The organism is Enterococcus sp. MMGLQ5-1, assembly GCF_013155265.1.
In the GTDB taxonomy this organism is placed as follows: Bacteria; Bacillota; Bacilli; order Lactobacillales; family Streptococcaceae; genus MMGLQ5-1.
In genome coordinates, this window is sequence record NZ_JABJXU010000012.1 from 75741 (window position 1) to 87593 (window position 11853).

General features: G+C 37.1%; 12 protein-coding genes. 7 read left to right on the plus strand and 5 right to left on the minus strand.

Annotated elements, in window-relative coordinates; all coding sequences use genetic code 11:
• Positions 1-495: 495 nt before the first annotated feature.
• The gene (locus tag HOY35_RS11440) at positions 496-810 is read right to left on the minus strand and encodes a DUF3270 family protein (protein WP_172213838.1); all 315 of its coding nucleotides are present in this window, start codon (positions 808-810) and stop codon (positions 496-498) included.
• Positions 811-1048: 238 nt separating this feature from the next.
• Between HOY35_RS11440 and HOY35_RS11445 the strand changes: the two genes are divergently transcribed.
• The 4 genes from HOY35_RS11445 (at position 1049) to HOY35_RS11460 (ending at position 5365) form a co-directional block, all read left to right on the plus strand.
• Positions 1049-1975 (plus strand): peptidase U32 family protein, encoded by a 927-nt coding sequence (locus tag HOY35_RS11445; protein WP_172213840.1) that lies wholly within the window; start codon positions 1049-1051, stop codon positions 1973-1975.
• A 36-nt stretch (positions 1976-2011) separates the two neighbouring features.
• Complete coding sequence (locus HOY35_RS11450) at positions 2012-3292, plus strand: U32 family peptidase (protein ID WP_172213842.1); 1281 nt, start codon at positions 2012-2014, stop codon at positions 3290-3292.
• A 195-nt stretch (positions 3293-3487) separates the two neighbouring features.
• A complete protein-coding gene (locus tag HOY35_RS11455; protein ID WP_172213860.1) occupies positions 3488-4840 on the plus strand; it encodes an aspartate kinase in 1353 nt (450 codons plus the stop codon).
• 30 nt (positions 4841-4870) lie between these two features.
• Entirely contained in the window at positions 4871-5365 is a 495-nt protein-coding gene (locus HOY35_RS11460) for a pyridoxamine 5'-phosphate oxidase family protein (RefSeq protein ID WP_172213862.1), read from the plus strand.
• Between the two features lie 264 nt (positions 5366-5629).
• Here the strand turns inward: HOY35_RS11460 and HOY35_RS11465 are convergent, their stop codons facing one another.
• Positions 5630-5830 carry a hypothetical protein gene (locus tag HOY35_RS11465; RefSeq protein ID WP_172213864.1) on the minus strand — a complete coding sequence of 67 codons (201 nt, stop codon included), beginning with the start codon at positions 5828-5830 and terminating at the stop codon, positions 5630-5632.
• A gap of 226 nt (positions 5831-6056) precedes the next feature.
• Here HOY35_RS11465 and sstT point away from each other — a divergent pair, with 226 nt between their 5' ends.
• On the plus strand, positions 6057-7304 hold the full coding sequence (sstT, locus tag HOY35_RS11470; RefSeq protein WP_172213879.1) for a serine/threonine transporter SstT: 1248 nt from the start codon (positions 6057-6059) through the stop codon (positions 7302-7304).
• A 113-nt stretch (positions 7305-7417) separates the two neighbouring features.
• Here sstT and ahpF read toward each other — a convergent pair whose 3' ends face one another.
• Complete coding sequence (gene ahpF, locus HOY35_RS11475) at positions 7418-8953, minus strand: alkyl hydroperoxide reductase subunit F (protein WP_172213881.1); 1536 nt, start codon at positions 8951-8953, stop codon at positions 7418-7420.
• Between the two features lie 204 nt (positions 8954-9157).
• Positions 9158-9721, minus strand: a complete 564-nt coding sequence (ahpC, locus tag HOY35_RS11480; RefSeq protein WP_172213866.1) for an alkyl hydroperoxide reductase subunit C — start codon at positions 9719-9721, stop codon at positions 9158-9160.
• A 256-nt stretch (positions 9722-9977) separates the two neighbouring features.
• Between ahpC and HOY35_RS11485 the strand changes: the two genes are divergently transcribed.
• Positions 9978-10622, plus strand: a complete 645-nt coding sequence (locus HOY35_RS11485) for an HAD family hydrolase (protein WP_172213869.1) — start codon at positions 9978-9980, stop codon at positions 10620-10622.
• A gap of 105 nt (positions 10623-10727) precedes the next feature.
• Positions 10728-11534, plus strand: a complete 807-nt coding sequence (gene thiD / locus HOY35_RS11490; protein WP_172213871.1) for a bifunctional hydroxymethylpyrimidine kinase/phosphomethylpyrimidine kinase — start codon at positions 10728-10730, stop codon at positions 11532-11534.
• Positions 11535-11607: 73 nt separating this feature from the next.
• Here thiD and HOY35_RS11495 read toward each other — a convergent pair.
• On the minus strand, positions 11608-11853 hold a 246-nt coding region (locus HOY35_RS11495; RefSeq protein WP_172285821.1), incomplete at its 5' end, for an IS3 family transposase.

Here is an 11853-nt window from a genome sequence, read left to right on the forward strand (position 1 = left end):
GACAGACTACTATTTTAAATCATTCTTTACTTGCAAATATCCAGAAATTTATCTATTTTTCTATGGCATTGAAGTTGTCAATTTAGCAACTTACGTAAAAGCTAAGTGTGATTGCTTACCAAACTCTAATCTGGCCAAAAAAATAGAAAGTTACACATAAATATACACATAGTACCTCTTATGTTTCACCTTCTACTCGAATTCTTTTAGAGCTATGATGAACAGTAAACAATAAATTTAAGACATCTGAAGCTTAACGCTTTAGCATTCTAGTTGCATTGTTGAAAAATTTTATTGTTTCGGTAAAGCACAGGTGCTAGATAAACAAGGTGCTTTATCTATTTGAACAGGTTTGAGAGATAAAGTCCGTCAATTACGAACATTATGAAAGCGACAAGGGCTTATGTCATAGGTCCCTTATAAAAACATTAAAAAAAGCTTAGAAACAAAGCTAACGCTCGGCTTCTAAGCTATATCTTACAATATTCATCTATGCTAATGTTTGCTTCTTAAGTGCTGATAGAAATGTTTACTAACCTTCACGGTCATAAAACTGACAGCAGCAGCCAAAAAAATTGCGATAAAAACAGGTAAAGAGGTAAAAAATAATAATAGCATATAACTGAGCAAAACAGTTAAAATACCTTCAATTGCTACTTGTGCAAAAAAGAACAAATCGTCGATATCCTTCTGCTCCGGGGCAACAATTAATGGAATCTTATCAATCGCTGGAGTCTGTATTGATTCTTGTATGATTTCTTGTGAATCGACCCATTCAACCGATTCAAATTCTACTTTTCGAGCTTCCAAACACTCTCTCCTCACCATTAATTCAATCATTTAATCTATTACTCATTTTATCACTAATTTCGAATAGATAATATAGATTTTTTTATTACTTTCTTTGCAATTTTGTTACATTTATGTACCAATTAATTCATCTCGGCTTTCTGAAATTATTATTAAGGACTTATCAAAGTTTTTTATAAGTGTTAAACTATAAGTTATGTATTGTTCTGATTAATCTTCAATAAGCAAGGGAGTAACCATGTTTTCAATAGAAATTACAGCAACCTGTGAATCAATTTCCCAGGCAAAACAGCTGCTTACAACAGAAATTGACTATCTCTACTTTGGTGATGAAAAATTCGCACTAAGAATGCCAAATGCTTTTTCATGGTCTGAAATTGAATTATTGACACAGCTCGCTCATCAAGCAAATAAAAAAGTCACAGTCGCTGTTAATGCCATTATGCATCCGGATAAAATGAAAGCAATTCCTGAATATCTCAGCTTTCTGGCTCAAATCGGCGTTGATCGCATCACAGTCGGTGATACTGGCGTAATATTTGTGATTAATCGTGACCAGCTTAAATTGCCATTTATTTACGATGCCTCAACCATGGTAACAAGTGCTAGACAAATCAATTTTTGGGCAGGACATGGGGCAATCGGTGCGGTACTGGCAAGAGAAATTCCTAAATTAGAGCTCGAAAATCTTTCACAAAAGCTAACCGTTTTTGGACAAATTCAAGTTTATGGTGCAAGCGTCATTCACCAATCAAAGCGACCATTATTACAAAATTATTATAATTTTATTGGCTCTGATGAGGCGAAGTCTAAAGAACGAAATCTTTTTTTATCCGAACCTAAAAAGCAAGAAACCCACTATTCAATTTATGAGGATAGCCATGGCACACATATTTTTGCTAATAATGATTTAAATTTAATGCCAGTTTTAAATGAATTAGCAGCGATGCAATTAAATCATTGGCTGTTGGATGGTATCTATACCTCTGGCGAAGCATTCGTCGAAATCACTAAATTATTTTCACAGGCCAAAATTGCGCTTGAAAATCAAAACTGGGATTTAACACAGGCGAGCTTGTTAGCAGAAAAAGTGCGTGAGTTACATCCTAAATCACGGGGCTTAGATACAGGCTTCTATCAAATTGACCCTGAATCAATAAAATAATCGTGAAATGATATAAACATTAAAGGAAGGCTTAACATGAAACAATTAAAAAGACCAGAGGTTTTGGCACCCGCAGGCACCTTAGAAAAATTAAAAACGGCAATTCACTATGGCGCTGATGCGGTTTATATTGGTGGCAATGCCTATGGCTTACGTAGTCGCGCCGGAAACTTCTCACTTGAAGAAATGGCTGAGGGGGTAGCCTACGCTAGAGCACATGATGCAAAGGTTTATGTTGCGGCAAATATGGTCACCCACGAGGGTAATGAAATTGGGGCAGGGGATTTTTTTAGAGAGCTACGTGATGTAGGTATCTCAGCCGTTATCGTATCCGATCCTGCGTTAATCGAAATCTGTGCAACTGAAGCACCCGGCTTACCAATTCATTTATCTACCCAAGCAAGTGCAACTAATTATGAAACCTTAGAATTTTGGAAATCACTAGGCTTAGAGCGAGTCGTCTTGGCACGTGAAGTTTCAATGAGCGAATTAGCTGAAATTAGAGAACATACCGACATTGAAATTGAGGCATTTATTCATGGGGCAATGTGTATTTCTTACTCAGGTCGTTGTGTCTTGAGTAATCATATGTCAATGCGCGATGCCAATCGTGGTGGCTGCTCACAATCCTGTCGCTGGAAATATGACCTTTATGATTTACCTTTCGGCGAAGAACGACGGAGCATTCAAGGTGAAATTCCAGAAGAATTTTCAATGAGTGCGGTGGATATGTCGATGATTGAGCATATCCCTGACCTAATCGAAAATGGGGTTGACTCCTTCAAAATTGAGGGTCGAATGAAATCAATTCATTATGTTTCAACCGTTTCTAATGTCTATAAGGCTGCAGTTGATAGCTATATCGCTGATCCGGAGCATTATCAGCTCAAACAAGAATGGGTTGATGAGCTTTGGAAGGTTGCACAGCGTGAATTAGCAACTGGCTTTTATTATCAAACGCCCTCTGAAAAGGAACAGCTGTTTGGTGCACGCCGAAAAATTCCTGAATATAAATTTGTTGGTGAGGTGCTGAGCTATGATGAAATCACTGGTCTGGCAACCATTCGCCAACGTAATGTGATTACTCTTGGTGACGAAATTGAGTTTTATGGACCACATTTCAAACACTTCGAAACAACAGTCTGTGATTTGCGTAATGAAGAAGGCGAGCTGATTGAACGCGCACCGAATCCAATGGCAGTATTGACTATTCCAGTGCCAGAGGCAGTGACACCCGGTGATATGATTCGACGTAAGGCCGAAGGCTTAATTAACCTTTACCAAAAAGATGGTACCAGTAAAACTGTTCGTGCCTAAGCCATCGATTACTATGCTTGATTTATTTTTCCACCCTATATTTATCTACCATTGAATAGAGTTCATCTAAAATATTGCTTATTTTGGGTGAACTTATATTTTTTTACAGATAATTTTCAGAATTTTCTTTCATCACTTACTATAATTTGCTAAAATTAAAGCAATATTATTTTTATGGTTAAAAGGAGCCGATTAATGAAAGTAGCTAAATTTGGTGGTAGTTCTCTCGCCAGCACAAAACAATTAAAAAAAGTATTAGACATCGTCAAAAGCGATTCCAAAAGAAAATTTATCGTGGTCTCTGCCCCCGGCAAACGTTCAGGCAAAGACGTCAAGGTTACGGATTCTTTAATTGCTTATTACAACGCTTATCGCAAGGGTGAGGATTATGATTATGTGCAAAAACTAATTATTAAACGCTATGAAGATATGGCGAGTGAACTTGGTTTAAATACACCAGTCATGTTTGATATTGCACAAAATATTCGCGATTTAGCAACACAACCAATTGAAAACAACCGCCATCTATATGATACTTTTCTAGCTGCTGGCGAAAATAATAACGCTAAGCTAATTGCTGCTTATTTCCAAGCTGAGGGCTTAGAAGCTCAGTATTTACATCCAAAAGACGCTGGAATCATTGTATCTGATGAGCCGGGTAATGCGCGTATCTTGCAGGAGGCTTACGATCAAATCAATTACTTAAATCATATTGAGGGCATCGTTGTTATTCCCGGTTTCTTTGGTGTTACTAAAGAAGGCAATATTTGTACCTTCTCACGTGGCGGTTCTGATATTACTGGTTCAATCGTCGCGGCTGGTGTTAAGGCAAGTCTTTATGAAAACTTTACTGATGTTGATGGCATTTTTGCAGCTCACCCAGGTATTGTCGATAATCCACACTCAATTTCTGAGCTAACTTATCGTGAAATGCGTGAATTAGCCTATTCTGGCTTTTCAGTATTGCATGATGAAGCATTAATTCCCGCTTATCGTGCTCAGGTACCCGTTGTCATTAAAAATACGAACAATCCGAGTCACCCAGGTACCAAGATTAATTTGAAGCATACCGAAAAGGTCGGTGCAGTCGTTGGGATTGCAAGTGATGATGGTTTTGCCAGTATTAATATTACAAAATATTTAATGAACCGTGAAATTGGCTTTGGGCGCAAAATTTTAAGCGAGCTTGAAAAATTAGGCATTCGCTTTGAGCATATGCCATCTGGCATTGATGACCTATCGGTTGTAGTCAGAGAACGTGAATTGTCACCAGAAATCGAAAGTACGCTAATTGAGCGCTTAACAGCAATTTTAGATCCTGATGATATCCATATCGAGCATGGCTTATCCATTATTATGATTGTTGGCGAAGGCATGAAGCGTCATATTGGCGTAACTGCCGTTGGTACAACTGCTCTTTCTAAAAAAGGCATTAATCTCGAAATCATTAATCAAGGCTCATCAGAGGTTTCAGTTATGTTCGGTATTAAAAAAGAAAATGAGCATGATGCCGTTGAAGCACTTTATGATGCCTATTATAGAAGCTAAGCAATCGTTTATCTAAAAAGGGGGATAAAAATGAGGCGGAAGGACAGAGAAGTATCTGATTTTTCACAAATTAAACAGCTCGTTAAAAATTGCCATGTCGTTAGAATTGCTTTATTTGATGAAGAATACCCGTATATTGTTCCAGTTAATTTTGGCAATATATGGGAGGGTGAGCAGCTCAAGCTTTACGTGCACGGTGCTCGGCAAGGAAAAAAAATTAGTTTAATTAATGTCAATTCTGCCGTTGCAATTGAGATGGACGATAAGCATCAACTGATTGAAACAGGAGATATCGCCGAGGATTATAGTTATGCATATCAGAGTTTAATCGGCTTTGGACACGCTAAAATAATAACTGATTTAGAACAGAAGAAAATCGCATTGAACGCTCTAATGGAACATGAAACTGGTCGCTCATTACCAGATTTCAATCCAGTTCCCGAGCGAGTAATTAAAGCAACCGCAATTATTGAAATCACTCTTGATCGCTATACAATGAAGGCACATGAAATGCCGAAAATGTAAGGTATTAATCGATCCTTTGAAATAAGTTTTTCAAGCGCCTCTTGGTTGCTTGAATTAAAGTACCTCACAAAAAAGGTGTTTTGCAAAAAATGCAAAACACCTTTTTTGCGAGAAGCGGCAAAAAAACGTAGTAAACAAAGAATTAGAAGTCCTTTTACCTCATTTATTATCGCAACACTCATAACTCTCAGCCATGCTGTAGCGATAAATAGATAACACCTCTTCTTCTAATTCTGTGGAACGAAGCTGCTTCTGACGATGTCACTAATCTAGCTTCAAAGGCTTGACAACATTCATATTGACTAATTGACTTGACATATCCGTGTAACGTGTCCCAGCCTCATCATAAAAATAAATACCCTCCGCTTTAGATACGACAATTGGGTCAAGACCCTTTTGTTTACTCCACGTTGTTAAAATATAGTCTTTCTGATATTCTTTGATTTGTTCATCTGAAATTGTCATCTTAAGCCTCCATTATTTATAATAAATTAATTATAAATTCAATCATCAAAGCTCAGTATCATCATCTCGATAAATTTTTTTAGTCTGGAGCACAAAGTTAAAATTTAAGATAGAAATATCACAAATAAGCAACTCTCAAATATTAATAATATATTTTGTTAATATTTAATTTATTTTTGCTATAATAATATAGGTTAAATTGTATATTTAGGAGTGTAATGTGAAAATATTAAAATTATGGCAAAAATTATCGTTGATTCAGCAAATTAGTATTGGTATTTTAATCGGCATAATATTAGGAATCGTTGTCCCAAAATGGACCGTTATCTCAATCTTGGGAGACTTATTTATCGGGGCACTTAAAGCAATCGCACCATTACTCGTTTTCTTCTTAATTATTGCATCGTTAGCAAAGCATCAAAAGGGTAGCAAAACACATATGAAAAGTGTCATTATTCTATACGGCTTAGCGACCTTTGTTGCTGCCTTAGTCGCTGTTTTGGCGTGCTATATCTTTCCCGTCAATCTTGTTTTACCCAATGCGGTTACCGGACAGCAAGCACCTGATAATTTGAAAGATATTTTAACTGGTATTTTAACCGATGCCGTCAGTAATCCCTTACAGGCAATTATGGAGGGAAGCTATCTTTCAATTCTATTCTGGGGCTGCTTAATTGGCCTATGCCTGAGAGCAGCTAGTGAAACAACCAAAAAGGTCATTTCAGATTTATCGGACACTATCTCAAATGTTGTTCAAATCATCATTCAATTTGCACCACTTGGTATTACAGGACTTGTTTACAATTCACTTGTCGAGGTTGGTATCAAAGGAATGGCAGAGTATTTTAAAATTATTTTATTGGTGGTCGGCACGATGCTCTTTGTATCTTTTGTTATCTATCCGCTGATGGTTTTTATCCTATTACGGCAAAATCCATTTCCATTAACCTTTTACACAATGAAGGAAAGCGGCATCCCTGCTTTCTTTACGCGTAGCTCGGCAGTTAATATTCCAATCAATATGGAGCTTTGTGCAAAGCTAGGCTTAAATAAAGAATCCTATGCCATCTCAATTCCCTTGGGAGCGACGGCGAATAGTGGTGGGGCGGCGATGACAATCTCTATCATGACCTTATCAACTGCTCACACACTTGGTATGGAGATTCCATTCACACTCGCCTTTTTACTATGCTTACTTTCGGCAATTTCGGCCACAGGTGTGTCAGGCATCGCTGGGGGTAGCTTATTATTAATTCCACTCGCTTGTAGTCTATTTAATATTTCAAACGATGTTGCGATGCAGGTCGTAGGTGTCGGTTTTGTAATTGGTGTGATTCAAGACTCAGTTGAAACTGCTGTTAATTCGGCAAGTGATTTGCTATTTGCAGCAACAGCAGAATTTTATGACCTGAAAAAAGAAGGTCGACCAGTTAATATTAATGAGCGTGTCAAAATTGCTAAACAAAAACGTTAAAAATCACAAGGCAAATCTGACATAGAAATGTTAGATTTGCCTTGCTTGTTTATACCTAAAAATTAAACAAAAAAGGACAACATTCAAAAATGTCATCCTTTAATAAAGTTAGCTTAAAATTTAGTTCTGATTGAGTAATCAAATGCCCCTAAGGCTGCAGTTGCGCCAGAGCCCATCGAAATAATAATCTGTTTATAAGCACTATCTGTGCAATCACCCGCTGCAAAAACGCCTTCAAGACTAGTTGTACCACGCTTGTCAACGATGATTTCACCACGTTCGTTCCGTTCAACCGTTTCTGGTAGCCATTCTGTATTTGGAACCAAACCAATCAAAATAAAGACACCCTCTAAATCCAAATGATGCGTTTCATTACTTTCACGATCTGTATAGGTAATACCATTAACTTGATCAGTTCCAGTAATCTCCTGAGTTGCAACATTCGTTAAAACAGTCACATTAGGCAGCTCTTTTAAGCGATCTTGCAAGACCTGATCTGCTTTTAATTCTGGTAAAAATTCAAGGACATAAACATGATTGGTCATGTTCGCCAAGTCAATCGCCGCTTCAATACCTGAATTACCACCACCTATTACAGCTACTGATTTCCCTGCAAATAATGGACCATCACAATGCGGACAATAGGCTACACCTTTATTTTTGAATTCCTTCTCGCCGGGTACATTGATATTGCGCCATCTTGCACCTGTAGAAATAACTGCTGTTTTGGCTTTTAAGACTGCCCCATTTTCAAGCTCAACCTCAATCAGACCATTCCGGCGAATATCCTTGGCACGCTGACCTTTCATCACATCAACTTGATATTGTGCAACATGATCTTCAACTTGACGCATCAGCTGTGGGCCTTCCGTATAAGGTGTCCCAATCATATTTTCAATCCCCAAAGTTTCAAGGACCTGACCACCAAAGGTATCAACAACCATGCCGGTCTTAATTCCTTTACGGGCAGAATAAATTGCTGCACTACCGCCAGCAGGCCCACCACCAATAATTAAGGCATCAAAGACTGGTTTTTCTTCAAATTCTTCTGCACCCTTGGCACCAGCTACAGCTTCTACTAATTGATCAACCGTCATTCGACCGCTTGAAAATTCCTCACCATTTAAGAAGACTGTCGGTACTGCCATGATTTTTTTATCATCAATTTCATTTTGGAACATGCCACCTTCAACCATAGTATGACTGATTTTAGGATTGATAATTGAAAAAATATTCAAGGCTTGGACAACATCAGGACAGTTATGACAAGTCAAGCTAACATATGTCTCAAAATTTAATGCCTTATCGACTGCTTGAATTCGTTTGATGACTTCATCGTCAACCTTCGGTGCACGCCCGCTCACCTGAAGCAACGCAAGAATAAACGAAGTAAATTCATGCCCCATTGGTAAGCCCGCAAAAACAACACCACTTTGCTTAGCTGGTTGATTCACTTCAAAGCTAGGTGTTCTAGCTAAGCTTGATTTTTCAAGTGATAGACGTGGACTCATTGCAACTACTTCTTCCAAAAAGTCAGCCACCTTCTTTGAGCTATCACTATCATCCAAGCTTGCCTTAAAAACAATATCTGACTCCAATAGCTCTAAATACTGTGCTAATTGTACCTTTGTATCTGAATCAAACAAAATAAAACTCCTTTCCAAAAAGCTAAAACAACCACGTGATTACGTGCTAAAATACTTTAGAAAAACTAATAGCAGCGTACCTAAACAATGGTCCTTAAAGCAATCTTCCCTAAGAGAAAGGAACACAATGACTGATTTTCCGATAATCATAAACAAGTGTCCCTCTCATTGATATTAAATTAAGTAATTATTAATTAGAATTAGCGATTAAATTTTTCCTACTAAATCAAAGCTAGGTTTTAAGGTTTCGCCATCCTCTTTCCATTTCGCAGGACAAACTTCACCTGGATGTGTACGGACGTATTGTCCAGCACGAATTTTATCAATTAGCGTGCTTGCATCACGTCCAATACCATCTGCATTGATTTCAAGTGCCTGAACCACGCCATCAGGATCGATGATAAATGTGCCACGTTGCGCCAATCCTGCTTCTTCATCTAAAACCTCAAAAATACGCGAGATATGATGAGATGGGTCACCAATCATTGTGTACTCAATTTTACCAATGGCATCTGAAGTATCATGCCAAGCTTTATGAGTAAAGTGTGTATCCGTTGAAACAGAATAAACTTCAACATCTAAGCCCTTTAATGTTGCATATTGCTCTTGTAAGTCTTCTAGCTCTGTTGGACAAACAAAAGTAAAGTCAGCAGGATAAAAGCAAACAATACTCCATTTTCCTTTTAAATCTTCATTTGTTACAGTTTTAAATTCACCTTTATGGTATGCTTCTGCTGTAAATTCTTCAACCGTTTTTCCAATTAATGACATAATTTTCCTCCATAATTTTAATTTTATATAAACATTGAAATTGGATAATTCATAAAATTTAATTATTAGTAGTTAATCCAACCTAGTTTTAGTATATGACAAATTGATGTCATTGTTAATCAAAATGCTTATAAAATAACTAAGGATATTAATATAATGAGCTAATTGCAGTTTTATTTTCAAGAAATACTTTATTATTAAAAATTCTGGTAAAATGATAGATAGATGGTTAATTATTTAGAAAGGAATTTAACGCATGGCTTTTGTCTTCTTTGACCTAGATGGCACCTTAACAAATTCACAAGAAGGTATTATTAATTCAATTATCTATAGCTTAAAAAAATTAAATCGAGAAATTCCAAACGAGAAGATACTTAAAGAAATGATTGGTCCACCATTAATTAATGGTTTTGCCGATATTTTACAAATTCCCGATGATGAGCTAGAAGCGGCTGTTGCTTTTTATCGAGAATATTTTTCTGAGAAAGGGTTATTTGAAAATCAAGTCTATGCCGGCATTATCGACCTACTCAAACAACTAACAAAAGAAAATCATGTTTTAGCGGTTGCTACAAGTAAGCCAGAAATTTTTGCTAAAAAAATTTTAAAACATTTTCAATTAGAACAATATTTCTCGACTATCGTTGGTGCGACACTTGATGGTAGCCAATCACAAAAGGATGAGATTTTAGCTCAGGCAATTTTAAATACTCGGGCAAATAAGAAACAGTCGGTGATGATTGGTGATCGCAGGCACGATGCGATTGGTGCTAATCATAATCACATTCCATGTATCGGTGTTACTTGGGGGTTTGGCAGTGTTGAAGAGCTTAAGGAAAATGGTGTCTATCAAATTGCTAATCACCCAAATGAAATCTGGAAATATATTCAGTCAATTTAAATTAAAACCATTCAATTGGATTGGATGGTTTTTTAACATCCAATTGGGTGTGTTACTTTTTTATTATTTTGGTATATTAATAAAAAAAAGAATCGAGGCAAACGAATGAGCAACGAATTTATTCAAGTCGCAACAATCGCAGGTAGCGATTCAGATGGCTCAGCAGGCGCACAAGCAGATTTACATAGCTTTTTTAAAAGAGGTGTCTATGGTACAAGTATTTTAGTTGCTGCGGTTGCAGGAAACAGCTACGCAATTCACGATGCCCACCCTTTCCCAGTCAGCTTTATCGACTCTGAATTTAAAGCACTAGCTGATGATTACCAAATTAGAGCAGTCAAAACAGGGATGCTTGCAAATACAGAAATTATTAATTGCGTCGCCGATAACTTAGAAAAATATCAATTTGGCCCATTAATTTTAGATCCTGTAATTATGACTAAATTCGGTGATGAGCTTTTAGAATCAGTTGCTTACGAAACATTAAAAAGTCGCTTAATTCCGATGGCAGAGGTTATCACACCTAATTTTTTTGAGCAGCAAAAGCTTGCTGAATTAGAAATCAAAACAGATGAGGACGTCATCCAAGCAGCTCGAAAAATAAAAAAACTTGGCGCAAAAAATGTTGTTGCTAAAGGTAGAAAGCATGAGGAAAAACAGAAAGTAATCCGTGATTTTATTATTTTAGCGGACGGTTCTGAATTCTGGCTAGAAGCCCCCTTTTACCAAACGAATCGGATTAACGGTACAGGTGACACCCTGTCTGCAATTATCACTGCTGAAATCGCAAAGGGTGAAAGCATCGAGCAGGCTATCCGCACAGCCAAAAAACAAGTCACAAACGCAATTGCCCATCCCATTGCTGTTGGTCATCAATTTGGGCCAATTAATCATTGGCAAATAGAAAGCTAGCTAGTAGTAAAAAAAGAGCTTGGGACAATAGGGGAAGTGCAACTACTTTTTGATACAAAATAAAAAGAGCGACTCAATTTAATCTTGCTGATCGGTATTCGACGGGCGAAAGATACCCTAATTTGGATAAAATTCTATTATGATTCCAAAAATAGATGTATTTTTCTACAATATCGATTACTCTAGTATTAGAGCCTATCGGCTCTTTTGAGATGTAGAACGTTTCTGACTTTAGTGAGGCATGAAACGACTCTATTGGAGCGTTATCTGAAGGTGTACCCTTACGGGACATACTTTGGATAACGTTTTTCTGTTTTAC

Bases quoted from the DNA above. Each gene is read 5' to 3' on its own strand.
- HOY35_RS11465 (WP_172213864.1), bottom strand. From the start codon at position 5,830: ATGACAATTTCAGATGAACAAATCAAAGAATATCAGAAAGACTATATT.
- HOY35_RS11460 (WP_172213862.1), top strand. From the start codon at position 4,871: ATGAGGCGGAAGGACAGAGAAGTATCTGATTTTTCACAAATTAAACAG.
- HOY35_RS11455 (WP_172213860.1), top strand. From the start codon at position 3,488: ATGAAAGTAGCTAAATTTGGTGGTAGTTCTCTCGCCAGCACAAAACAA.
- ahpC (WP_172213866.1), bottom strand. From the start codon at position 9,721: ATGTCATTAATTGGAAAAACGGTTGAAGAATTTACAGCAGAAGCATAC.
- HOY35_RS11485 (WP_172213869.1), top strand. From the start codon at position 9,978: ATGGCTTTTGTCTTCTTTGACCTAGATGGCACCTTAACAAATTCACAA.
- thiD (WP_172213871.1), top strand. From the start codon at position 10,728: ATGAGCAACGAATTTATTCAAGTCGCAACAATCGCAGGTAGCGATTCA.
- HOY35_RS11450 (WP_172213842.1), top strand. From the start codon at position 2,012: ATGAAACAATTAAAAAGACCAGAGGTTTTGGCACCCGCAGGCACCTTA.
- HOY35_RS11445 (WP_172213840.1), top strand. From the start codon at position 1,049: ATGTTTTCAATAGAAATTACAGCAACCTGTGAATCAATTTCCCAGGCA.